We start from the raw sequence: 24,470 nt of genomic DNA on the forward strand, positions 1-24,470 counted from the left end.
GGAGCTGCCGAAGGCTGCGATCCTTTGGTCTTGCTTTACCCCCGCCGATCCAACAGATTCACCACCACCCGATCCACCCATCCCCACACCCTTTGCTTGACCCGCCGCCACAACGGCCGCCGTTGCCATTCTTCCAGGCTGACTTGCTGGCTCTGGGCAAAATCCGTTTCGAAACTCGCCGCCACCGCACGGGTCAATGCCGGGTCCAGTGCTTCCAGATTGGCTTCCAGGTTGAAACGCAGATTCCAGTGATCGAAGTTGCACGAACCGATGCTCACCCAATCGTCGATCAACACCATTTTCAGGTGCAGGAAACACGGCTGGTATTCGAAAATCTGCACCCCGGCCTTGAGCAATCGCGGGTAGTAGCGATGCCCGGCGTAGCGCACGGACGGGTGATCGGTGCGGGGCCCGGTCAGCAGCAGGCGCACATCGACGCCTCGACCAGCGGCACGGCGCAGGGAACGGCGGACTTTCCAGGTCGGCAGAAAATACGGGGTGGCCAGCCAGATGCGTTTCTGGCCGCTGTTCAGTGCGCGAATCAGCGATTGCAGAATATCCCGGTGCTGGCGGGCATCGGCATAGGCTACACGGCCCATGCCCTCGCCCGTGGACGGCACGCGAGGCAAACGCGGCAAGCCGAAATGCGACGCGGGTTTCCAGGCGCGGCGATGGCGGTTGGCGATCCATTGGCGGTCGAACAGCAGTTGCCAGTCCAGTACCAGCGGGCCGGTGATTTCCACCATCACTTCGTGCCACTCGCTGACGTTTTCGCCCGGCGTCCAGAACTCATCGGTAACACCAGTGCCACCAACCACCGCCATGCTCTGATCCACCAGCAGCAACTTGCGATGATCGCGATAGAAGTTGCCGACCCAACGCCGCCAGTTCAGGCGATTGTAAAAGCGCAGTTCAACCCCCGCCGCCATTAGGCGCTGGCGCAGAGTCAGGGTGAACGCGAGGCTGCCGTAGTCATCGAACAGGCAACGCACCCGCACGCCACGTTCGGCAGCCTGAACCAGCGCTTGCACCATGGCCTCGGCGCAGGCGCCCGCTTCCACCAGGTACAACTCCAGTTCGACCTGCTCTTCAGCGCGGGCAATCGCTACCAGCATGCGCGGGAAGAACTGCGGGCCGTCGATCAGCAGTTCGAAGTGATTGCCTTCACGCCACGGGAAAATTGCGCCGGCCATGTCAGCGCGCCGTGAAAATCAGTACCGCACCCACCGGCACCGACAGACTGATGGCCGACAGACCGGCGACCTTGCGCAGCGCGTCCAGGCCCGGTGCCATGTCGAAGTCTTCAGCATTGATAACCAGTGGCTCCAGCGTCACCACCTGAAAGCGTCGGTCATCGAGGCGGGTCGCCAGCAATTCGGCGTTGTAGGTGTGTTGCTTGCCATGCAGGTCGACGGTCAGCGGCAGGCGCAATTCCAGTTGTGCGCCGGGAGCGAGGTCGTTGATCGGGCGCAGGTCGATCTGCGTGGTGATCAGTGCTTCGGGAAATTTGTCGATCTCGAACAGGTTGTTGCGCATGCGCTCATCGCGCAACGGGATGCCGCTGTTGATCGAATCCAGCTCGACTTCAACCTGCGCCAACCCCTTGGGATCGACCTTGCCGTGCAACACCAGGAAGCGCTGCACTTCGGAAATATTGGCGTTTTTGGTGCTGACGAACGACAGCCGCGAAGACTCGCCGTCCAGATACCAGTTGGCCTGGGCCGACAGCGAAGCGCCGGCCAACAGCAATAAGGCGAGGGTTTTGCAGACAGACCGCATGAACATAAAGACTCGTAGGGCAGATAAACCTGTGCTGAACCTTAACTGCCCGCTGCTCTATTGCAAACCGAAGATCAAAAGATCGCAGCCTTCGGCAGCTCCTACAGGAGTACAAAAAACCGTGTAGGAGCTGCCGAAGGTTGCGATCTTTTTGCTGTCAGGCCATCACCTGCTGCACATCGCCGATGGTCGTGGCCAGGCTGTTGAGGTGCAGGCTCAGCACCCGTTCTACCGGCGCCTGGTCCATCGGCCAGTGCAACGCCATGCTGCCGACCAGTCGGCCGCCGGTGCGGATCGGCAACGCTACCGCGCGAATCAGGAACGGCAGGCGCACCGGGTATTCCCAGTAACCTTCGGTGCGTTGACCGAAACCTTGGTGCAAGGCCGTTTCAGTGGCGCTGAACAGTGTGTCGTCATTCAACCGTTCACGCTCGGCCAGACGTTCCACTTCAGAACTGTCCAGTGCGCCCAGGCAGGCCCGGCCCATGGCGGAATGAAACAGGCTGGCGTGCTGGCCGACGATCTGGCAATTGTTCGGATAGCGTTTGCGTAACACCGTCGGGATGGCACTTTCCATGACCTCGATCCGCTCGCCGTCGAAGCACGACAGATCCACCACCAGCCCGGTGCGCTCGCTCAATTCCAGCAACAGCGGCGCGGCGTTTTCGACCAGTCGCCGCTTGAAGCGCTGCTGGCTGTCGCCGAACAAGCGCTTGGCACACAAACGGTAACGCCGGTCGCTCAAGCCGCGATAGATCCAGCCCTGCTCCTGCAAGGTCAGCAACATGCGCGACACCGTGGCTTTGGGCAGGGCCGTCAGGTAATGCAACTCCTCCAGCCCCAACGCCTGATGCTCTCCCAGCAACTCGACGATCGCCAGGGCGCGCTCGACCGAACGCACACTGCCGGATTCTGCTTTGCTGTCCATGGATTCGATCTCCCTCTGCCCGGATGGAATGATCGTTTTATACAGCAAGATGTGCGCCCGTCCGGCGCGTTCAAGCGTTTTGCAGACAGCCGGGCGGTCGACGCTTGACCCACTGAGTCAACTGTTCATGGGCATACGCCAGTTGCAACACCGCGCGGTCGGCCTGGGCCGGGCCAATGATTTGCAGGCCCATCGGCAACCCGGCGGGGTTGAAACCCACCGGCACATTCATGCTCGGCAACCCGGCCAGGGTCGGTCCGATCACCACTTCCATCCAGCGGTGATAAGTGTCCATGCTCTGCCCGCCAACGATGCGTGGCCACGGGGTTTGTGCATCAAAAGGAAACACTTGGGCAGTGGGCAACAACAGGAAGTCGTAACGTTCGAACAATTCGTTCAAGGCTCGATACCACTCGCTGCGACTGACCGAGGCCTGATAGACATCTGCTGCCGTCAGGTGCAACCCGCCTTCGATTTCCCATTGCGCCTCAGGCTTGAGTTGCTCGCGCTTTTGCGGATCGGCGTACAGCGCGCCGAGGCTGCCTTGCACCAGCCAGTGACGATGCACCAGCCAGGTTTGCCACAGGCGTTCCATGGAGAAATCCGGCTGGCAGGCTTCGACCTTGCAGCCCAGTGCCGTGAAGTCCTGCAACGCCGATTCGCACAGGCTCATCACACCGGGGTCCATCGGCAGATAACCGTTGTAGTCGCCCAGCCAACCAACACGGACGTCGCTGAAATCCTGCGCCAGTGGCTGGTGAAAAATCTCCGGGTCTTGGGTCAGCGACAACGGCACGCGCGGATCGAACCCGGCCTGGGTGCCGAGCAAACGGGCGACATCGGTAACCGTGCGGCCCATCGGCCCCTCCGTGGCCAGTTGCTGGACGAACACCTCAGGTTGCGGCCCGTGGGGCACGCGGCCCGGGGACGGACGAAAACCGAAGACGTTGTTGAACGCCGCCGGATTGCGCAGCGAGCCCATCATGTCGCTGCCGTCGGCCACCGGCAACATGCGCAACGCCAACGCCACCGCCGCCCCGCCGCTGCTGCCACCGGCAACGCGGGTCGGGTCGTAGGCATTGGTGGTGGTGCCGAATACGCTGTTGTAGGTCTGCGAGCCGAGGCCGAACTCCGGAACGTTGGTCTTGCCGATGATGATCGCCCCGCAGTCACGCACCCGGGCCACGCTGATGGCGTCGCGCTGCGGGACTTGTTCGGCGAACAGCGGCGAGCCCATGCTGGTGCGCAAACCGGCGGTGGCCGCCAGATCCTTGACCGCTTGCGGCATGCCGTGCATCCAGCCTCGGGACTGGCCCTGCTCCAGTTGCCGGTCACAGGCGTCGGCTTCGGCCAGCAGTTCTTCACTCGGACGCAGCGACACCAGCGCATTGACCAGCGGATTGAAGCGCTCGATCTGCGCCAGATACGCCTGCATCACTTCACGGCACGACACCTGCCGCGCGTGGATGGCCCAGGACAGCGCATCGGCGTCCATTTCAACAATCGGATTGATGCTCAAGGTTTCACCCCAAGGTTAAGTTCGACAGATCGCTTTGCCCGTGGTGCTTCCTGCATGCAGTAAGTGCCCAACAGCGTCAGCAGGCAAGCGAACAATACGTAGAACGATGGCGCCACCGGCGTTGCCAACACCTTGCTCAGCCAAGTGACGATCAGCGGCGCGAAACCACCGAACACCATCACTGCGACGTTGTAGGCCACCGACACCCCGGTGGAGCGCACTTCGATGGGGAACTGCTCGGCCAGCGCCGTCGGTGCCGGGCCGAAAAAACCGCCAATAGCGCTGCACAGCAACAGTTGCATCACCAGCAAGCGCTCCACCGACGGCGCTGCCGCCACCCACACGTACAGCGGATACACCATCAGGAAAAACGCCAGGGTGAACGCCATCAGTACCGGGCGACGACCGAGGCGATCCGACAACGCGCCGGACAATGGAATGACCACCGTCATCACCGCCACCGCAAGCATTTGCACCAGCAGCACTTGATCCAGCGGCAGGCCCAGATTCTTGTGGGCAAAGGTCGGCATGTTCACCAGCACCACGTAGAACGACACGGTCGCCCCGCAGGCCAGACCCATCGACACCAGAATGCTGCGGCGGTGCTCGCGGAGCACTTGCATCAGGCTCGGGCTCTGACCTTTGGCCTGCTTGCGTGCTTCAAGAAACTCTTCCGGCTCTTCCATGTGCTTGCGAATCCACAGCCCGACCGGGCCGATCAACAAGCCGATCATGAATGGAATGCGCCAGCCCCAACTGTCCAGCGCCTCTGGAGAAAGCAGGTGGGTGAACAAGGCAACCATCGCTGCCCCGGAGAACACCGCCAGGCATTGCCCGACCAATTGCCACGAGCCGTACAAACCCTTGCGATGCGCGGGCGCACTCTCCACCAGGAACGCCGTGGCGCTGGCGTATTCGCCGCCCGTGGCGAAGCCCTGGAGCATCCGCGCAACCACGATCAGCAGCGGCGCGCCCATGCCGATGGCGGCGTAATTCGGCGCGAAGGCGATCAGTGCGATGGACACGGTCATCAGGCGGATGATCATCTGCATCGCCGCCTTGCGCCCTTTGCGGTCCGAATACATGCCCAACAGAATGCCGCCCACCGGGCGCATGAAGAAGCCGACGCCGAAGGTCGCCAACGCCATCAGCAGCGACGCGTACTCGTCTTCAGACGGGAAAAATTGCCGGGCGATGATGCTCGCCAGAAAGCCGTAAACGATGAAGTCATACCATTCCAGCGCATTGCCGATAACAGCGGCGACCACTTGCCGGGTACGCGAAACGCCTGTGCTCGAAGTCTGCATAGGGAACTCTCCAAAAACCTGTTGGGTAACGGCGGGCACGACGGAGCGCGCCCGGTCCAGCGGCAGTAGAAAGTGCGGAAATCAGGCAGGCTTGAGCCAGCTCTCGGTCAGCGCGCCCCAGTACGCCGCGCCGGTCAGCAGGATGTCGTCGTTAAAGTCATACGCGGGGTTGTGCACCATCGGCCGCGACACGCCGTTGCCGATGAACAGATAGGCGCCGGGGCAGCGTTGCAGCATCCAGGCGAAGTCTTCGCTGCCCATCAGTTTGGGCGTGTTGCCGTCCACCGCATCAGCGCCAACCAGTTCGACGCCGACTTGACGGGCGAACTCGGTTTCGGCGGCGTGGTTGACCAGTACCGGATAGGCCGGGCGATGTTCGATGCGTGAGGTGCAACCGAAACTCTGGGCCTGGGATTCGATGATTGCGCGCACGCGGTCGAGGGTTTGCTCGCGCACTTGGGCGTTCAGTGCACGCAAGCTCAGGCGCAGGATCGCCTGCTGCGGAATGACGTTGGCTGCTTCCCCGGCCTGCAACGCGCCGACCGTGACCACCGCCGCCTGCTGCGCATCGATGTTGCGCGCAACCACGGTTTGCAGAGCCATGACCACACTCGCCGCCGCCACCAACGGATCGACCGCCAGATGCGGCATCGAGCCGTGGCCGCCCACGCCTTCGATGGTCACTGTGAGCAAGTCCTGCGAAGCCATCATCGGCCCTTCGCGAAAGCCCAGATGCCCTGCCGGCAAGCCCGGCATGTTGTGCATGCCGAACAGCGCATCGCACGGAAAACGTTCGAGCAGGCCATCGGCGAGCATCGCTTCAGCGCCGCCCTGGCCTTCTTCGGCGGGTTGAAAAATCAGGGTCAGGGTGCCGTCGAACTGCCGGGTTGCCGCCAGGTAGCGCGCCGCGCCCAGCAACATCGTGGTGTGGCCGTCATGCCCGCAGGCGTGCATGCAACCCTTGTGCTGGCTGCTGTAGGTTGCTCCGGTGTTTTCGATGATCGGCAGCGCATCCATGTCCGCCCGTATCCCGAGTTTGCGCGGGCTGCTGCCATTGCGCAGGACGCCGACCACGCCGGTCTTGCCGATACCGGTGTGCACCTCGTAGCCCCAATCCGCCAGGGATTTGGCCACCAGCGCCGAGGTGCGGTTTTCCTCGAAGCCGAGTTCCGGGTGGGCGTGGATGTCCTGGCGGGTGGCGTGCAGGTCGCTAGCCACGTCGTTGAGCCAGGCAAGGATGTGCTGATGTCGGGTCATGACGATTGTCCTCAGGCCGGGTGATTTCCCGTTCTTGTTGTTCGCAGTGATTTCGCGACACATCGAAGGCAGGTCGCGCTCACCGCCAGATAACCGCGAGTCGAGCGCGAGGACAATCGAATGTGGTTCCACAGAGTGGAACCTGAGGGGATGTCAGGGCTGCAAGCGGCAACCCTGACGCTCGCCGATCCACACGGCGCTGTTGCTGCGGCCCATGCCGCTGACCGTGATGCGCTTGCTGGCGGTGTCATCGGCAAAGTCGCTGGTGGGCAGCCACTGCTTCACGTAAGCGTGGCAATACTCGGCGTCGTTGTTCATCACGTAACGGCACGAGCAATATTCCTTCGCGGTATAGGCGCTGATGATGTCGGGGAACGCCCACAGTGCAACGCGCTCGTGCCAGATCCAGCCGAGCAAGGCGAGCAGCAGGATCAGCAACAGTGAACTGAACGGGCGACGGCGTATGAAACCGGTCATGGCTGCACCTTTGTCGCAAACGCCTTGAGCGCGAGTTTCAGTAATTCGTTGTGCCGGTAGCTGCCGTCGCGGTCATCGCCGTAACGCACGATCACCAGTTTTTCGCTGGGAATCACGTACATCGCCTGGCCCCAATGGCCCAGCGCGGCGAAGGTGTCGGTGGGCGCATCGGGCCAGGGTTGGGCGGCGCCGTCGGCTGCGCTATTGAGCCACCAGTGCCCGCCGGGTACGGCTTCGTCCTGATGGGCGTGATAGTTCGCGAAAGGTTCGCGGTTGAACGCGACCCAATCCTTGGGCAGCAGTTGTTTGTCGCCCCAACGACCGTCGCGGGCCATCAGCAAACCGACCCGCGCCAGATCCCGTGCGGTGAGGTAAGCATACGAGGACGCAACGAAAGTCCCCGTGGCATCGCTTTCCCAAACGGCATGGCGAATGCCCAGCGGATCGAACAGTGCGGTCCATGGATAGTCCGCATAGCGATTCGGCCCGACGATGTTTTTCAGCGCGGCGGACAACAGATTGCTGTCACCACTGGAGTAGCGAAATGCCTGGCCCGGCGCCGCGTAACTGGAGTGATCGGTGGTGAACGCGGCCATGTCCCCATGGCCTCGGGTGTAGAGCATGGCCACCACCGAGGACTTCAACGGTGCGTATTCGTAGTCTTCCTGCCAGTCGATGCCCGAGGCCCAGTGCAGCAGATCGGCGATGGTCATGTCCGGGTGTTTTTTCAGCGGCGGATAAAATTTCTGCGCCGGCTCCTGGAGCTTGAACAGGCCTTCGCCGTAAGCCACACCCAGCACCGTGGCCATCAGGCTTTTGCTGATCGACCATGTCAGGTGCGGGGTGTCGGCGGTGGTCGGGCCGGCGTAGCGTTCGTAGATCAATTGGCCATCGCGGATCACCAGCAGGGCGTCGGTGCGGATGCCTTGGCGGGTGGTGTCGTTGCGGGGTGGGAAGGCGTAACTCTCCAGGGCCTGAAGCGCCGGGCCGGTGAGGGTCGGACCGGTTTGCCATTGCTCGGCGGGCCAGTTTTCGGCGTGGGCCGTGAGGCTGAGCAGTAGCAGGAGAAACAGGGACAAGCCTTTGGGCATGGTGAGGGGCTCTTGGGGAATAACCCGCTGAGCCTAGTCGAGGTTGATGACAGTTCCGGGATTTGTGTTGCCTATAAGGCCGCCATCGCGGGCAAGCCTTGCTCCTACAGGTTATGTGTCATTTTTGAAAACGCATCAATCCTGTAGGAGCAAGGCTTGCCCGCGATGAGGCCCGTCAAATCACCGCAAGTGCCTTGGCCAACCGCTTCTCCCGCGCCCCCGCCGCCAAATCCATCACCGCCTGATCCCGCTGCCACATCGCCGCCCACTCCGGCGGTCCATCGGCCAGCGCTTCATTGATTTCAGTTTTCAGCGCTTCGAACTGCGCAAACAATCCACCGAGCAACACATGCCCAGCCGGATGACTCGGTGCCTGGCGGCTGACTTCCGCACACCCGGCCAACAGCGCCAACAAGCGTAATTGCAGCGATTGCGGCCAGGCGCAGTCATCGCCGACGCCATACAACCAAGCGCTCATGGCGCTCAGCACATAGATGTCTTCAAGAGTGCGGAACGGTTTGACGTAGGCATCCCAGCCATCCCCCGCGAGCAGTTCACACAGCGCGTTATCGAGAAACAAGCGGCCGTGGCTGATGTCCGGCATCAACGGAATCGACGGCAGTTGTTCCACCCGCACACCCGGTTCATCGGGATAGATCACCGCCAGACTCAACTGTGGATCTTCACCGGGCTCTTCACTGCGCGCGGCGACCAGCAGCCAGTCGGCGGCATCGCCAGCGGTGACGAAATCCTTGCGCCCGCTCAGGCGTAAACCGTTGAGCCGGGTTTGCATGTCAGCCGGGCGCAGGCTGCGTTGCTCAGTCGCGCACAGGGCGCCGAGGCTCAACGGCGCGCTCGGCCAGAGCATGCGCAGTGCCGCTTGATAGCCCACCAGAAACGCCAGCCCCGGCGTCGCCATCAAGCGCCCGCCCGCCACCGCCAATTCGAATGGCGTGACGCTGCCCAATTGCTCTAACAAGGTCGCGAAGCCTTCGCCCAGATCCGGGTTGGCGGGCAAGCGATCGCGGCGTTTCAACAGGGTTTGCCAGGGCATAAGAGGCTCCTCGTGGGCTGTCATATAAGCATCACCAAAGCTTCATGGCGATGACACCGGGGCTACATAGCCTGACTTTGCACAACAAGGCTGGATAAAGAAAGTCGATCCGCTGTAACCCAAAGACGGGTGAGCAGCCCGCACGGAGAATCGCCATGACTCAGATCGCCCGCATCAGCGACACCGGCAACGAACGCCGCCTGCAAGCCGAACGCCTGGTGGGCGCCGAGGCTTTGCAGGAAGCTCAGGCCTTGCGTTTCAACGTGTTCAGCGGCGAGTTCAACGCCAAGCTGAAAGGCGCGGAACTGGGTCTGGACATGGATGACTATGATGTTCACTGCGCCCACATCGGCGTGCGTGACCTGAACACTGGCCGCCTGGTGGCGACCACCCGTTTGCTCGACCACACCGCCGCCAGCAGCCTGGGCAAGTTCTACAGCGAAGAAGAATTCAGTCTGCATGGCCTGGTCCATCTGCAAGGCCCGATCCTGGAAATCGGTCGCACCTGCGTCGATCCGGCCTACCGCAACGGAGGCACCATCGCCGTGCTTTGGGGCGAACTGGCCGAAGTACTGAACGAGGGCGGCTACAGCTATTTGATGGGTTGCGCGAGCATCCCGATGCAGGACGGCGGCATCCAGGCGCACGCCATCATGCAGCGACTGCGCGAACGCTACCTGTGCACCGAACACCTGCGCGCCGAACCGAAAAAACCGCTGCCGACCCTGGATATTCCTTCCAACGTGATCGCCGAAATGCCGCCGCTGCTCAAGGCCTACATGCGCCTGGGCGCGAAGATCTGCGGCGAGCCATGCTGGGATGAAGATTTCCAAGTCGCCGACGTGTTCATCCTGCTCAAGCGCGACGAACTCTGCCCGCGCTACGCCAAACACTTCAAGGCGGCTGTGTGATGAGCCGGCTACGCGTGTACGCGCGAATTGCGCGGGTGTTGCTGGTGGTGGGTCTTGGCCTGACCATGGCCAGTGTGTTCGGCGTGTTCGAACGCTTGGGCATGGCCCACTCGATGGAACGGCGTCAGCGCTGGTCGCGGTTTTTCATGGCACGCCTGAGCAACGCCCTGCCCTTCGACGTGACGGTCCACGGTCAAATGCCTAGAGCGCCGATGCTCTGGGTCAGCAATCACGTGTCCTGGACTGACATCCCGCTGCTGGGGATGCTCACGCCGATGTCATTCCTGTCCAAGGCCGAAGTGCGCACCTGGCCGGTGGCGGGCTGGTTGGCGGCCAAGGCCGGTAGCCTGTTTATCCGTCGAGGTTCGGGCGACAGCCAGTTGATCCGCAAACAGATGACCCGACATCTGGAACAGGCGCATCCGCTGCTGATGTTCCCGGAAGGCACCACCACCGATGGCCGTTCATTGCGCACCTTCCATGGTCGCCTGCTGTCCGCCGCCATCGATTCAGAAGTGGCGTTGCAACCGGTGGCGATTCGTTATGTGCGTGACGGTGAGCTCGATACATTGGCACCGTTCATTGGCGACGATGATTTGCTCTCGCATCTGATGCGTCTGTTTGCCAATGACCGTGGTGGTGTGGAGATTCATTTGCTCAAGCCGATTGCTTGCGAAGGCCGGGAGCGCGCGGCACTGGCGTTCGACGCGCAGCAGGCGGTGCAGAAGGCGTTGTTTGGTGATGTGGTGAAATCTGCTGAACCGCGTCGTGCAGGCGAACTGATCGCCGCCTGAAAACAAAAGATCGCAGCCTGCGGCAACTCCTACACCGATCTCTGTAGGAGCTGCCGCAGGCTGCGATCTTTTGATTTTGTCTAAAGTCGCTGCACTGCAAAATCCTGCAACTGCGGATAGAACAACCGAAAATCCTCACTCAACGGTTCATACAACCGCCGCAATTCCTGCATCGCCGGCGCCAGCTCTTCCGGGCGGGTCAAGCGCCGGGAAATCCCCCGCAGCACCTGTTCCAGCACTTCGAATTCCTGGTACGAACCCAGCCAGTCGTTGGCCACCATGTGCGGGGCAATCTTCGCCAAACGTTCCGGCAATTGCTGTTCGCTGGACAGTACGCGATAAACGTCTGAAGTGAACAACTCCAGCGGCCGATCGGCATACAGCGTCCAGTCCCGCGCCAGGCAATGGTCGAAAAACACGTCGAGGACGATCCCGGCATAACGCCGGCGCGTCAGGGAAAACCGCGACAGCGCGACATCCACCAGCGGATGGCGATCGGTGAATACGTCGATGCTGCGATGCAGCTGGATGGCCGCTTCGATCTCCGGTTCGAACTGCCCTTGCAGCCTGCCTTTGACGAAATCGCCGTACAGACTGCCGAGCAATTGACCGGGACGCTGGCCACCGAGGTGAAGATGTGCGAGATAGTTCATGGGCGCAGCTTAGCACTGCGTCCTGGTATCTACATCCACCGTATCGTTATAACCCGATATACCGATTTACTCGGTCATCAGACCAAAATCATATTGGTGTATCGCGAAATAGCGATATAAAGTTCGCCTCATCGCGATATAGCGTTTTACTGATCACGAGCACACTGCCATGAACCTTGACCTCGACGAAATAATAAAAGCCCTGGCACACCCAGTACGGCGAGACATCCTGCACTGGCTCAAAGACCCGACCGTCGAATTTCCCGACCAGTCCCACAGCAACGAGCACGGCGTTTGCGCCGGGCAGATCGATCAACGTTGCGGCCTGTCGCAGTCCACGGTGTCCGCACACCTGGCAACCCTGCAACGCGCCGGCCTGATCAGCAGCCGCAAAGTCGGCCAGTGGCACTTCTTCAAACGCAACGAGGAAACCATTCAGGAGTTCCTCCGCATCTTCAGCAAAGAGCTCTGACCCTTAACGTCAGTCAGCCAAAAGGAATTAACCAATGCCCCTCTCGCTACTTATATTGGCCTTGAGCGCCTTCGCCATCGGCACCACCGAGTTCGTCATCATGGGCTTGCTGCCCGATGTGGCGGTCGATCTCGGTGTGTCGATTCCCGGTGCCGGCTGGCTGGTGACCGGTTACGCCCTGGGCGTGGCCATCGGTGCGCCGTTCATGGCGCTGGCCACCGCCAGGCTGCCACGCAAGGCTGCACTGGTGGCGTTGATGGGTATTTTCATCATCGGCAACCTGCTCTGCGCAGTGGCCAGTGACTACAACGTGCTGATGTTTGCCCGCGTGGTCACGGCCCTGTGTCACGGTGCCTTTTTCGGTATCGGCTCAGTCGTAGCCGCCGGCCTGGTGCCAGCGAACAAGCGCGCCTCGGCCGTGGCCCTGATGTTCACCGGCCTGACCCTGGCCAACGTGCTCGGCGTGCCGCTGGGCACCGCGCTCGGTCAGGAAGCCGGCTGGCGTTCGACCTTCTGGGCGGTGACCGTGATTGGTGTGATTGCGTTGATTGGCCTGATCCGCTTCCTGCCGTCCAAGCGCGATGAAGAAAAACTCGACATGCGTGCCGAACTGCGCGCTCTCAAAGGCGCCGGTATCTGGTTGTCCCTGAGCATGACCGCGCTGTTCGCCGCGTCGGTGTTCACCCTGTTCACTTACGTCGCGCCACTGCTGGGCGAAGTCACCGGCGTGTCGCCCCGTGGCGTGACCTGGACATTGATGCTCATCGGCCTGGGCCTGACGGTCGGCAACATCATCGGCGGCAAGATGGCCGACAAAGGCCTGGCCGCCACAATGATCGGCGTGTTCATCGCCATGGCGGTGGTGTCCACCGTACTGACCTGGACCAGCGTCGCGCTGATCCCAACCGAAATCACCCTGTTCCTCTGGGCTACCGCGTGTTTTGCCGCCGTGCCTGCCCTGCAAGTCAACGTGGTGACTTACGGCAAGGCCGCGCCGAACCTGGTTTCGACCCTGAACATCGGCGCCTTCAACGTCGGCAACGCCCTTGGCGCCTGGGTCGGCGGCAGCGTCATCGCCCACGGCTTCGGCCTGACCAGCGTGCCGCTCGCGGCAGGCGCACTGGCGGTACTCGCCTTGCTGGTTACCCTGATTACTTTCCGCCAGAACGGCAATCCCGAGCTGGCTCCTGCTACCAACTGATTCACTTACCTCACGAGGGTTGTACTGAATGACCACTATTTTCGATCCGATCAAACTGGGTGACCTCGAGTTGGCCAACCGCATCATCATGGCCCCGCTGACCCGCTGCCGCGCCGACGAAGGCCGTGTGCCGAACGCGCTGATGGCCGAGTACTACGTGCAACGCGCAACTGCCGGGTTGATCCTCAGCGAAGCGACTTCGGTCACGCCAATGGGCGTCGGCTATCCGGACACCCCGGGTATCTGGTCCAACGACCAGGTGCGTGGCTGGGCCAACGTGACCAAGGCAATCCATGGCGCGGGCGGCAAGATTTTCCTGCAACTGTGGCACGTGGGCCGGGTTTCGCACTCGTCCTATCTCAACGGTGAAGCGCCGGTCGCACCGAGCGCCATCCAGCCCAAAGGTCACGTCAGCCTGGTTCGTCCATTGTCTGACTACCCGACCCCGCGCGCCCTGGAAACCGCTGAAATCGCCGACATCGTCGACGCCTACCGCACCGGTGCCGAGAACGCCAAGGCCGCCGGTTTTGACGGCGTGGAAATCCACGGCGCCAACGGTTACCTGCTCGACCAGTTCCTGCAAAGCAGCACCAACCAGCGCACCGACAACTACGGCGGCTCCCTGGAAAACCGTGCACGCCTATTGCTGGAAGTGACCGACGCCGCGATCGAAGTCTGGGGCGCCGGCCGCGTCGGTGTGCATCTGTCGCCACGTGCCGATTCCCATGACATGGGCGATGACAACCTGGCCGAAACCTTCACCTACGTCGCCCGCGAACTGGGCAAGCGTGGCATCGCGTTCATCTGCTCGCGCGAGAAAGAAGGCGCCGACAGCCTCGGCCCACAAATCAAGGAAGCCTTCGGCGGCCCGTACATCATCAACGAACGCTTCACCAAGGACAGCGCCAACGCGTGGCTGGCCAGCGGCAAGGCGGATGCGGTCGCTTTCGGCGTCCCGTTCATTGCCAACCCGGACCTGCCTGCACGTTTGAAAGCTGACGCGCCGCTGAACGAAGCGCGTCCGGAACTGTTCTACGCCAAGGGCCCGGTCGGCTACATCGACTACCCAGCGCTGTAAAAGCCATGTAAAAATAAAAAGCCCGACGCGTTAACGTCGGGCTTTTTTTATACTTAAAATAACTTTACCTAACAAATCCCCTGAAAAAACTTCATACGCCCAACCAACACCCGCGCCCCCAAACAAGCCATACAAATTTACAATTACAAGCCAGACACCCACCAAGAATAACTTGATACTCCACGACGCCTCATGACAAAACCGGAACGCTACGGAAAGCCTTACCTATCAATTTAAAGGATTTAAACAATGGACACTAACGGCCCAATTCACGCACCACTTATTACTGCAAACATGAGTCTTGAGAAAGAGGGAATATTTGCCTCAGGCCAAGCATTCCCCAAACACTATACGGTGATGACAATTAACATCACCAACAACACCAATGGGCCCATCCACCTGTTGACGGCTGGCTGGGACTTGACTGGAACGTCGCTATCGGATTTCGACATTGATGCAGAGGATGAACAAACTCTTAACCTTCCTTACTATCGTGACTTCTCCAGCAATGGTCTAACTTACAACAAGAGAAAGTTCGCCCCACTACATCAACAATTTTCGTATGCCACCGAAGATGGATTGATTTGCACAATTGATATCCAACTGACAATTACAATTGGCTTTGGCGTACTGCACCCGACCCTCTGGCCAAACTGGAAAACAACAATCACGCGATCGGGTAACAGCAATAGTCGATACCCGGCCACCGCCGAGATAACAGACAGGAGCAAAGATGCGCCCTTCAGCTTTAGCGTCGATCTGATACTCGGTTAAGTTATCCAGCCAATAAAAACGACGACTAATAAATCATCAAAGTCAAATTACGTCTGCCTGTTCAACTCCCCCCTGGCCCCAGCGCGCATCGCCGGGGCTACTTCCCTCTGGGCTTGATTCACCTTTTGAAATTCAGCCCCTCATACAAACGCAACACAAAATTCCTACAATTTATGTAGCTTGCGATCTGTCAACCTGACACGTGTCCGTATATAAAAGCACCCCATTGCCACAGGACGGGTGAAGAACTGTTCATCTATGGCTTCGACGGTTGACACATACATCGTTGATTACGCATTTTGCTTCACTTGCGCAGGCTGGGGCTGAAGCGCAATAGATCCAGACCGGTATCGACCCAACGCTCGGCCTCGATGTGCAGTTGAAAGCTGTCAGGGGCCAACAGCCACTGATACAGGATGCCATCGATAAAAGCGTGCAGGCTGATGGCCGCTCGGGCGGTGTCGAGGTTTTCCGGCAACTGTCCGCGATTCACGGCGTTACTCAAGGCCAGGCCGATTCGCACATTGCAGTCCAGGCTGGCTGCCACGCGCTGTTGGCGCAGGTCGCACATTTCATCGGTGAATTCGCACTTATGAAACAGAATTTCGTTGATGCGCCGGGTTTTCGGGTCCAGCGCAATTTGATGAAACAAATGAATCAACAATTTGCGCATGCAGCCCAACGGATCGAGTTCGTCTTCGCTCTCGCTGGCCTTGGCCATTTCTTCCAGCGGCTCGTGCAGAGTGTCGAGCATGGCCTGCACCAGATCCGCCTTGTTGCTGAAATGCCAATAAATAGCCCCGCGCGTGACGCCGGCCAGGGTCGCGATATCCGCCAGAGTGGTTCGGGCCACGCCCCGCTCGTAAAAGGCTTTCTCGGCCGCTTCGAGTATCTGGCTACGGGTTTCTTGAGCTTCCTCTTTGGTGCGACGAACCATGGCAGTACAACCTCAATCAGGATGCTTCAGCGATGTCTGAATATCAGCTGAATAAAAGTGGGGCGAGCGCTCTTGGGTATCGTCCCCGGGCCTACAATTCCAACCTTTCAGCGGCGTCTGTAACGGCGTGGATACACAGCCAAGGTATTTACAAACAGCCGTGAACGTAAGTATATTCCTTAGCATGCTACTTATCCACCCGGCACCCAATTTTTACCTTCCATCTTTTCTTGTGCGTTTATTTCGCGCCTGACCCGAGGATTTTCATGCAATTCAAGCCAGCTGTTACCGCTCTGGTCGCCGCCGTCGCCCTGGCATCGCTGCTCAGCGGATGCAAAAAGGAAGAAGCTCCACCGGCCGCACCACCGCCTCAGGTCGGCGTCGTCACGCTCCAGCCGCAAACGTTTACGCTCACCTCGGAATTGCCGGGGCGCACCAGTGCGTTCCGCATTGCCGAGGTTCGTCCGCAGGTCAACGGCATCATTCTCAAGCGTCTGTTCAAGGAAGGCAGCGACGTCAAGGCCGGCCAGCAGCTGTATCAGATCGATCCATCGATCTATGAAGCGACCCAGAAAAGCGCCGAAGCCAACCTGCGTTCGACCAAGTCGATTTCCGATCGCTATCAGCAACTGGTCAACGAACAGGCCGTGAGCCGCCAGGAATACGACACGGCCGTGGCCAACCGCCTGCAATCGGAAGCCGCGCTGCAAACGGCCCAGATCAATGTGCGCTACACCAAGGTCTACGCGCCACTGACCGGTCGTATCGGTCGATCTACGGTCACCGAGGGTGCGCTGGTCAGCAATGCCCAGACCGAGGCGATGGCCGTGATCCAGCAACTCGACCCGATCTACGTCGACGTGACCCAGTCCTCGGTCGAGCTGCTGCAACTGCGCCGCGACCTCGAAAGCGGTCGTCTGCAAAAGGCCGGCGACAACGCCGCGACCGTCAAGCTGACCCTCGAAGACGGCAGCCAGTACAAACTCGACGGCAAGCTGGAGTTCTCCGAAGTCTCGGTTGACCAGACCACCGGCTCCGTGACTCTGCGCGCCGTGTTCCCGAACCCTGATCACACGCTGCTTCCCGGCATGTTCGTACATGCCCGGTTGCAGGCCGGTGTGAATAGCGCGGCGATCCTGGCCCCGCAACAAGGCGTGACCCGCGACCTCAAAGGCACACCGACCGCACTGGTCGTCGGGCCGGACAACAAGGTCGAACTGCGTCAGCTCAAGGCCAGCCGTACCGTCGGCAACCAATGGCTGATCGAAGACGGTCTGAAAGCCGGCGATCGCCTGATTACCGAAGGCCTGCAATTCGTCAAACCTGGCATTGAAGTCAAAGCCAGCGATGCGACCAACGTAGCCGCAAAGAACCCGGCCCCCGCACAGGCAGCTGACAAGGCTTCCAGCGGCAAAGGGGAGTAAACCATGTCGAAATTTTTTATCGACCGTCCGATTTTCGCCTGGGTAATTGCCCTGGTGATCATGCTGGTCGGGGCACTATCGATCCTCAAGCTGCCGATCAACCAGTACCCGAGCATTGCGCCTCCGGCCATCGCCATTTCCGTGACCTACCCGGGCGCTTCCGCGCAAACCGTGCAGGACACCGTGGTTCAGGTGATCGAACAGCAGCTCAACGGTATCGACAACCTGCGTTATGTGTCCTCGGAAAGTAACTCCGACGGCACCATGACCATCACCGCGACCTTCGAGCAAGGCACCAACTCCGATACCGCGCAGGTCCAGGTCCAGAACAAGCTGAACCTGGCCACCCCGCTGCTGCCGCAAGAAGTGCAGCAACAGGGTATCCGCGTGACCAAGGCAGTGAAGAACTTCCTGCTGGTGATCGGCGTGGTGTCGCGTGACGGCAGCATGACCAAGGACGACCTGTCCAACTACATCGTGTCGAACATGCAGGACCCGATCTCGCGGACCGCCGGTGTCGGTGACTTCCAGGTGTTCGGTTCGCAGTACGCCATGCGTATCTGGCTCGACCCGGCCAAGTTGAACAACTTCAACCTGACCCCGATCGACGTCAAGACCGCCATCGCCGCACAGAACGTTCAGGTGTCCTCCGGTCAACTCGGCGGTTTGCCTGCCCTGCCCGGCACCCAGCTGAACGCGACGATCATCGGCAAGACTCGTCTGCAAACCGCTGAGCAGTTCGACAAGATCCTGCTCAAGGTCAACAAGGACGGTTCTCAGGTTCGGTTGAAAGATGTCGCCGATGTCGGCCTGGGTGGTGAGAACTACAGCATCAATGCCCAGTTCAACGGTGCCCCGGCATCCGGTCTGGCGGTGAAGCTGGCCACCGGCGCCAACGCGCTGGATACCGCCAAGGCGCTGCGCACCACCATCGACAACCTCAAGCCGTTCTTCCCGCAAGGGATGGAAGTGGTGTTCCCGTACGACACCACCCCGGTGGTGACCGAGTCGATCAAAGGCGTGGTTCACACCCTGGTTGAAGCGGTTGCGCTGGTGTTCCTGGTGATGTTCCTGTTCCTGCAGAACTTCCGCGCGACCATCATCACCACGATGACTGTGCCGGTGGTATTGCTCGGTACGTTCGGCATCCTCGCGGCCGCCGGTTTCAGCATCAACACCCTGACCATGTTCGGTATGGTATTGGCCATCGGCTTGCTGGTGGACGACGCCATCGTCGTGGTGGAAAACGTCGAACGGGTGATGAGCGAAGAAGGCCTGTCGCCCAAGGAAGCCACCAAGAAGTCCATGGGCCAGATCCAGGGCGCACTGGTCGGTATCGCTCTGGTACTGTCGGCGGTTCTGTTGCCGATGGCGTTCTTCAGCGGTTCCACCGGTGTGATCTACAAGCAGTTCTCGATCACCATCGTCTCGGCCATGGCTCTGTCGGTACTGGTTGCGCTGATCTTCACCCCGGCGCTGTGCGCCACCATGCTCAAGCCGATCAAGAAAGGCGAGCACGGCACGCCGAAACGCGGCTTCTTCGGCTGGTTCAACCGCAACTTCGACCGTGGTGTCAGAAGCTACGAGCGTGGCGTGGGCAGCATGCTGACGCACAAGGCGCCGTACCTGTTGGCGTACCTGATCATCGTCGTCGGCATGATCTGGCTGTTCACCCGCATTCCAACAGCGTTCCTGCCGGAAGAAGACCAGGGCGTACTGTTCGCCCAGGTGCAAACTCCGGCCGGTTCGACTGCCCAGCGTACCCAAGTGGTCGTGGACGAAATGCGTGAATTCCTGCTGCGTCCGGGCAAGGACGGCGGTGAAGGCGATGCGGTGAACTCAGTGTTTACCGTGACCGGCTTCAACTTCGCCGGCCGTGGCCAGAGTTCGGGTATGGCGTTCATCATGCTTCGTCCATGGGACGACCGTAACGCCGACAACAGCGTGTTCAAGGTTGCAGCCCGTGCCCAGCAGCACTTCTTCACCTTCCGTGACGCGATGGTGTTCGCCTTCGCCCCGCCAGCGGTACTGGAGCTGGGTAACGCCACCGGTTTCGACGTGTTCCTTCAGGACCGCGCCGGTATCGGTCACGAAAAACTGATGGAGGCGCGTAACCAGTTCCTCGGCATGGCGGCGCAAAGCAAGATTCTGACTCAGGTGCGTCCGAACGGCCTGAACGACGAACCGCAATACCAGCTGGAAATCGATGACGAGAAGGCCAGTGCCCTGGGCATTACCATCGCCGACATCAACAACACCCTGTCGATTGCGTTGGGCAGTAGCTACGTCAACGACTTCATCGACCGTGGTCGGGTGAAGAAGGTTTACGTGCAAGGCCAGCCGGGCGCTCGCATGAGCCCTGAGGACCTGAAGAAGTGGTACGTGCGCAACAGCGTCGGCACCATGGTTCCGTTCTCGGCGTTCGCCAAGGGTGAGTGGATCTACGGTTCGCCGAAACTGGCCCGATACAACGGCGTGGAAGCGATGGAAATCCTCGGTGCCCCGGCGCCGGGTTATTCCACCGGTGAAGCCATGGCCGAAGTCGAAGCCATTGCCAAGAAACTGCCGGCCGGTGTCGGTATTTCCTGGACCGGCCTGTCGTACGAGGAACGTCTGTCCGGCTCGCAAGCGCCGGCGCTGTACGCCCTGTCGCTGCTGATGGTGTTCCTGTGTCTGGCGGCGTTGTATGAAAGCTGGTCGATTCCGATCGCGGTAATGTTGGTGGTGCCGCTGGGGATCATCGGTGCGCTGATGGCCACCAGCCTGCGCGGTTTGTCCAACGACGTGTACTTCCAGGTGGGCCTGTTGACGACTATCGGTCTGGCGGCGAAAAACGCCATTCTGATCGTCGAATTCGCCAAGGAACTGCACGAGCAAGGGCGCAGCTTGCGCGAGGCGGCGATCGAAGCCTGCCGCATGCGTCTGCGACCGATCATCATGACCTCGCTCGCCTTCGTTCTCGGTGTGGTACCACTGGCGATATCCACGGGCGCAGGTTCGGGTAGCCAGCATGCAATCGGTACCGGCGTGATTGGCGGTATGATCACTGCAACCGTACTGGCGATCTTCTGGGTCCCACTGTTCTTCGTCACTGTGTCGGCCATGGGTCAGCGTAAAAACGTCGACCGGGAAGACGCTACTGAAACTCCTAAAGAGGCTGGCTAATGAGCAAGTCGCTACTCTCCCTGGCAGTCGCCGCCTTCGTGCTCGGTGGCTGCTCGCTGATACCTGATTATCAGCAGCCGGACGCTCCGGTGGCAGGTCAATACCCGCAGGGCCCGGCGTACTCGCCGGCCCAGGCACCGGCGCAGGCCGCTGCCGAGCAAGGCTGGAGGCAGTTTTTCCACGACCCTGCGCTGCAACAGCTGATCCAGGTTTCCCTGGAAAACAACCGTGACCTGCGTGTCGCGGCCCTGAACATCGACGCGTTTGCGGCTCAATACCGCATCTCCCGCGCCGATCTGTTCCCGGCCGTTTCGGCCAATGGCACCGGCACCCGTCAGCGGGTTCCGGCCGATGCTTCGCAGACCGGTGAAGCAGGTATCACCAGCTCCTACTCGGCCACCGTCGGCATCAGTGCTTATGAACTCGATCTGTTCGGTCGGATTCGCAGCCTGAACGAAGAAGCGCTGCAGAAGTACTTCGCCACCGAAGAAGGCCGTCGCAGCACGCAGATCAGTCTGGTGGCCAGCGTGGCCAATGCCTACCTGACCTGGCAGGCCGACAAGGAACTGCTCAAGCTGACGCAGGACACCCTCGCCGCGTTCGAGGAGAGCTACAAGCTCACCGCGCGCAGCAACGAAGTCGGGGTCGCTTCGGCTCTGGATCTGGCGCAGTCGCGCACCTCGGTGGAAAACGCCCGTGCGCAACTGGCGAAGTACACCCGTCAGGTCGCTCAGGATGAGAACAGCCTGGTGCTGCTGCTCGGCACCAGCATTCCGGCCAACCTGCAAGCGGCCAAACCGCTGGCGGACGATCTGTTGGCCGAAGTGCCGCCGGGCTTGCCGTCGGACTTGCTGCAACGTCGTCCGGACATCCTGCAAGCCGAATACAACCTGAAAGCGGCCAACGCCAACATCGGCGCGGCGCGCGCAGCGTTCTTCCCGAGCATCAGCCTGACCGCCAATGCCGGGACCCTGAGCCCGGACCTGTCCGGTCTGTTCAAGGGCGGTTCGGGCACCTGGCTGTTCCAGCCGCAGATCAACCTGCCGATCTTCAACGCCGGCAGCCTGCGCGCCAGCCTGGATTACTCGAAAATCCAGAAAGACATTGGCGTGGCGAACTACGAGAAGTCCATTCAAACGGCCTTCCAGGAAGTCGCCGACGGCCTGGCCGCTCGCCAGACCTACGTGCAACAGTTGCAGGCGCAGCAAGACTTCGTCAGCGCCAACCAGGACTACTACCGTCTGGCCGAGCGTCGCTACCGTATCGGTGTCGACAGCAACCTGACCTTCCTCGATGCCCAGCGTCAGCTGTTCAGCGCCCAACAAGTGCTGATCACCGACCGTCTGGCGCAGCTGGTCAGCCAGGTCAACCTGTACAAGGCCCTGGGTGGTGGCTGGAACGAACAAACGGCGAAGAACGAGCCATTGAAAGAAGAAGCGCCGAAGTTGAAGTTGTTCTGATAACGCAGTGAAAACAAAGAGCCCACCGATTGGTGGGCTTTTTGTTGGCTGCGGGGAAAGGTGTGTTAGCCGTGCGGGCCTCATCGCTGGCAAGCCAGCTCCCACAGGTTCACAGTGGACCATAAAATTTACGTACGACACGGACACTGTGGGAGCTGGCTTGCCAGCGATGAGGCCCGCAAGAACAGCACAAAAACCAGAGCCAATCTTACGTTCGATAATCGCCCAAAACCCGCTTTCAGCAATTGAACCATCCAGTACATTCCCCGCACCATCCGACCCACAAAACCAATAACAACAGGTTCGACACCATGCCCCCGCGCCCTGCCCTGTCCGGCTGATCCCCAGGCTTTATCCCAAAAAATTCGACTACCTGTCCGCACCTTCCCGGTCGCGGCATCACCCCGTTTCACCCCCAAGAATCAGAGAGACCCGAGCCCATGACGCCTTCCACCGCGCAGTATTTCGTTCCCAGCCTGATCGCCGTCGCCCTGGCCAGTGCGGCCCTGCCCGCCCAGGCCGAAGAGTCAGGCTTTGTCGAAGGCGCCAAGGTCAACCTGAACCTGCGCAACTTCTACATCAACCGTAATTTCACCAACCCGACCAAGGCCCAGGGCAAAGCTGAAGAGTGGACGCAGAGCTTCATACTCGACGCAAAATCCGGGTTCACCCAAGGCACCGTCGGGTTCGGCATGGATGTGCTGGGGTTGTATTCGGTGAAGCTCGATGGCGGTAAAGGCACAGGCGGTACGCAGCTACTGCCGCTGGACAGCGACGGCCGCCCGGCGGACAACTTCGGGCGCACCAACGTGGCGTTCAAGGCCAAGCTGTCGCAGACTGAAGTGAAGGTGGGCGAATGGATGCCGGTGCTGCCGATCCTGCGTTCGGACGACGGTCGTTCGCTGCCGCAAACCTTCCGCGGCGGTCAGATCACCTCGAAGGAAATCGCCGGCCTGACGCTCTACGGCGGCCAGTTCCGCCAGAACAGCCCGCGCGACGACAGCAGCATGGACGACATGTCGATGACCGGCAAAGCGGCATTCACTTCCGACCGTTTCAACTTCCAGGGCGGCGAATACCTGTTCAACGAAAAACGCACCCAGATCGGCGTGTGGAATGCTGAACTGAAGGACATCTACAGCCAGCAATTCATCAACCTGACCCACAGCCAACCGATCGGCGACTGGACCCTCGGCGCCAACCTCGGGTTCTTCTACGGCAAGGATGACGGCAGCGCCCGCGCCGGGGAGCTCGACAACAAAACCATGTACGGCCTGCTCTCGGCCAAGTACGGCGGCAACACCTTCTACGTCGGCCTGCAAAAACTCACCGGCGACAGCCCGTGGATGCGGGTCAACGGCACCAGCGGCGGCACGCTGGCCAACGACAGCTACAACTCCAGCTACGACAACGCCCGGGAAAAATCCTGGCAGGTGCGTCACGACTATAACTTCGTCGCCCTCGGCGTACCGGGCCTGACGCTGATGAACCGCTACATCAGCGGCGACAACGTGCACACCGGCACGATTACCGATGGCAAGGAATGGGGGCGTGAATCGGAATTGGGCTACACCGTGCAAAGTGGTGCGCTGAAGGACCTGAACGTGAAATGGCGCAACTCGACCATGCGCCGGGATTACAGCAATAACGAGTTCGATGAGAACCGGGTGATCATCAGCTATCCGATCAGCTTGCTTTAAAGTCAAAAGATCGCAGCCTTCGGCAGCTCCTACAGGTGTTCACTTTCCCCTGTAGGAGCTGCCGAAGGCTGCGATCTTTTTAAACCGCGACCCTATTCCCGCGACTCAACCCCCAACTCATCCCACACCGACTCCGCCAGGTGGAACGTCGCGTTGGCGGCGGGAATGCCGCAATAGATCGCACTCTGCATGATCACTTCCTTGATCTCGCCACGGCTCACGCCGTTGTTGGCGGCGGCACGCAGGTGCAGTTTGAGTTCGCCCTCGCGGTTCATGCCGATCAGCATGGCGATGGTGATCAGGCTGCGGGTGTGGCGCGGCAGGCCGGGACGTGTCCAGATGTCGCCCCAGGCGTGGCGGGTGATCATCTCCTGAAACTCCGAGTTGAACTCGGTCAGGGTGGTCAGGCTGCGGTCGACGTGGGCGTCGCCGAGCACTGCGCGGCGGACTTCCATTCCCTCGTCGTAACGTTGTTTCTCTTCCACGAAA

22 protein-coding genes are annotated in these 24,470 nt (G+C 60.5%); 10 read left to right on the top strand and 12 right to left on the bottom strand.

Annotation, left to right across the window (positions count from 1 at the left end; translation table 11 throughout):
• Positions 1-35: 35 nt before the first annotated feature.
• From ACM110_RS12335 to ACM110_RS12375, 9 genes are all read right to left on the bottom strand, one after another.
• On the bottom strand, positions 36-1,193 hold the full coding sequence (locus ACM110_RS12335) for a phospholipase D-like domain-containing protein (RefSeq protein ID WP_416127982.1): 1,158 nt from the start codon (positions 1,191-1,193) through the stop codon (positions 36-38).
• A 1-nt stretch (position 1,194) separates the two neighbouring features.
• Positions 1,195-1,785: a YceI family protein gene (locus ACM110_RS12340; protein ID WP_416127983.1), complete on the bottom strand. Its 591-nt coding sequence runs from the start codon at positions 1,783-1,785 to the stop codon at positions 1,195-1,197.
• A gap of 151 nt (positions 1,786-1,936) precedes the next feature.
• A complete protein-coding gene (locus ACM110_RS12345) occupies positions 1,937-2,707 on the bottom strand; it encodes an IclR family transcriptional regulator (RefSeq protein ID WP_416127984.1) in 771 nt (256 codons plus the stop codon).
• Positions 2,708-2,777: 70 nt separating this feature from the next.
• The gene (locus ACM110_RS12350) at positions 2,778-4,220 is read right to left on the bottom strand and encodes an amidase (protein ID WP_416128135.1); all 1,443 of its coding nucleotides are present in this window, start codon (positions 4,218-4,220) and stop codon (positions 2,778-2,780) included.
• A gap of 2 nt (positions 4,221-4,222) precedes the next feature.
• Positions 4,223-5,533, bottom strand: coding sequence for a citrate-proton symporter (locus tag ACM110_RS12355; protein WP_416127985.1), 1,311 nt, complete (start codon positions 5,531-5,533; stop codon positions 4,223-4,225).
• 81 nt (positions 5,534-5,614) lie between these two features.
• Positions 5,615-6,790, bottom strand: coding sequence for a M20 aminoacylase family protein (locus ACM110_RS12360; RefSeq protein ID WP_416127986.1), 1,176 nt, complete (start codon positions 6,788-6,790; stop codon positions 5,615-5,617).
• Positions 6,791-6,943: 153 nt separating this feature from the next.
• Positions 6,944-7,267: an amidase gene (locus tag ACM110_RS12365; RefSeq protein WP_416127987.1), complete on the bottom strand. Its 324-nt coding sequence runs from the start codon at positions 7,265-7,267 to the stop codon at positions 6,944-6,946.
• Entirely contained in the window at positions 7,264-8,358 is a 1,095-nt protein-coding gene (locus ACM110_RS12370) for a serine hydrolase domain-containing protein (RefSeq protein WP_416127988.1), read from the bottom strand. Before ACM110_RS12370 ends, ACM110_RS12365 begins: the two co-directional genes overlap by 4 nt.
• A gap of 175 nt (positions 8,359-8,533) precedes the next feature.
• The gene (locus ACM110_RS12375) at positions 8,534-9,412 is read right to left on the bottom strand and encodes an acyl-CoA dehydrogenase family protein (protein WP_416127989.1); all 879 of its coding nucleotides are present in this window, start codon (positions 9,410-9,412) and stop codon (positions 8,534-8,536) included.
• A 155-nt stretch (positions 9,413-9,567) separates the two neighbouring features.
• On the opposite strand from ACM110_RS12375, the gene olsB reads away from it, so the two are divergent.
• Both olsB and ACM110_RS12385 read left to right on the top strand, forming a co-directional pair.
• Positions 9,568-10,323, top strand: a complete 756-nt coding sequence (gene olsB, locus ACM110_RS12380) for an L-ornithine N(alpha)-acyltransferase (RefSeq protein WP_416127990.1) — start codon at positions 9,568-9,570, stop codon at positions 10,321-10,323.
• Positions 10,323-11,117 (top strand): lysophospholipid acyltransferase family protein, encoded by a 795-nt coding sequence (locus ACM110_RS12385; RefSeq protein WP_416127991.1) that lies wholly within the window; start codon positions 10,323-10,325, stop codon positions 11,115-11,117. The genes olsB and ACM110_RS12385 overlap by 1 nt, the downstream gene beginning before the upstream one ends.
• An 80-nt stretch (positions 11,118-11,197) precedes the next feature.
• On the opposite strand, the gene ACM110_RS12390 is transcribed toward ACM110_RS12385, so the two are convergent.
• Positions 11,198-11,770 carry an ACP phosphodiesterase gene (locus tag ACM110_RS12390; RefSeq protein ID WP_416127992.1) on the bottom strand — a complete coding sequence of 191 codons (573 nt, stop codon included), beginning with the start codon at positions 11,768-11,770 and terminating at the stop codon, positions 11,198-11,200.
• A gap of 169 nt (positions 11,771-11,939) precedes the next feature.
• Between ACM110_RS12390 and ACM110_RS12395 the strand changes: the two genes are divergently transcribed.
• The 4 genes from ACM110_RS12395 to ACM110_RS12410 all read left to right on the top strand — a co-directional run bounded on the left by ACM110_RS12395 (position 11,940) and on the right by ACM110_RS12410 (position 15,295).
• A complete protein-coding gene (locus ACM110_RS12395) occupies positions 11,940-12,242 on the top strand; it encodes an ArsR/SmtB family transcription factor (RefSeq protein ID WP_175392598.1) in 303 nt (100 codons plus the stop codon).
• A gap of 34 nt (positions 12,243-12,276) precedes the next feature.
• On the top strand, positions 12,277-13,443 hold the full coding sequence (locus ACM110_RS12400; RefSeq protein WP_416127993.1) for an MFS transporter: 1,167 nt from the start codon (positions 12,277-12,279) through the stop codon (positions 13,441-13,443).
• A gap of 28 nt (positions 13,444-13,471) precedes the next feature.
• On the top strand, positions 13,472-14,521 hold the full coding sequence (locus tag ACM110_RS12405) for an alkene reductase (RefSeq protein WP_416127994.1): 1,050 nt from the start codon (positions 13,472-13,474) through the stop codon (positions 14,519-14,521).
• A 249-nt stretch (positions 14,522-14,770) separates the two neighbouring features.
• Positions 14,771-15,295 carry a hypothetical protein gene (locus ACM110_RS12410; RefSeq protein ID WP_416127995.1) on the top strand — a complete coding sequence of 175 codons (525 nt, stop codon included), beginning with the start codon at positions 14,771-14,773 and terminating at the stop codon, positions 15,293-15,295.
• Positions 15,296-15,599: 304 nt separating this feature from the next.
• Here ACM110_RS12410 and emhR read toward each other — a convergent pair whose 3' ends face one another.
• Positions 15,600-16,232 carry an efflux system transcriptional repressor EmhR gene (gene emhR, locus ACM110_RS12415; RefSeq protein WP_338585151.1) on the bottom strand — a complete coding sequence of 211 codons (633 nt, stop codon included), beginning with the start codon at positions 16,230-16,232 and terminating at the stop codon, positions 15,600-15,602.
• Positions 16,233-16,498: 266 nt separating this feature from the next.
• On the opposite strand from emhR, the gene emhA reads away from it, so the two are divergent.
• The 4 genes from emhA (at position 16,499) to ACM110_RS12435 (ending at position 23,981) form a co-directional block, all read left to right on the top strand.
• Positions 16,499-17,656: an efflux RND transporter periplasmic adaptor subunit EmhA gene (gene emhA, locus ACM110_RS12420; protein ID WP_416127996.1), complete on the top strand. Its 1,158-nt coding sequence runs from the start codon at positions 16,499-16,501 to the stop codon at positions 17,654-17,656.
• Between the two features lie 3 nt (positions 17,657-17,659).
• On the top strand, positions 17,660-20,821 hold the full coding sequence (emhB, locus tag ACM110_RS12425) for an efflux RND transporter permease subunit EmhB (protein WP_416127997.1): 3,162 nt from the start codon (positions 17,660-17,662) through the stop codon (positions 20,819-20,821).
• Positions 20,821-22,281, top strand: coding sequence for an efflux RND transporter outer membrane subunit EmhC (gene emhC, locus ACM110_RS12430; protein WP_416127998.1), 1,461 nt, complete (start codon positions 20,821-20,823; stop codon positions 22,279-22,281). Before emhB ends, emhC begins: the two co-directional genes overlap by 1 nt.
• A 440-nt stretch (positions 22,282-22,721) precedes the next feature.
• Positions 22,722-23,981, top strand: coding sequence for an OprD family porin (locus ACM110_RS12435; protein ID WP_416127999.1), 1,260 nt, complete (start codon positions 22,722-22,724; stop codon positions 23,979-23,981).
• A gap of 92 nt (positions 23,982-24,073) precedes the next feature.
• On the opposite strand, the gene pcaC is transcribed toward ACM110_RS12435, so the two are convergent.
• Positions 24,074-24,466 (bottom strand): 4-carboxymuconolactone decarboxylase, encoded by a 393-nt coding sequence (gene pcaC / locus ACM110_RS12440; protein WP_416128000.1) that lies wholly within the window; start codon positions 24,464-24,466, stop codon positions 24,074-24,076.
• Positions 24,467-24,470: the final 4 nt, after the last annotated feature.

This window comes from Pseudomonas sp. NFX98, from assembly GCF_047784845.1.
In the GTDB taxonomy this organism is placed as follows: domain Bacteria; phylum Pseudomonadota; class Gammaproteobacteria; order Pseudomonadales; family Pseudomonadaceae; genus Aquipseudomonas.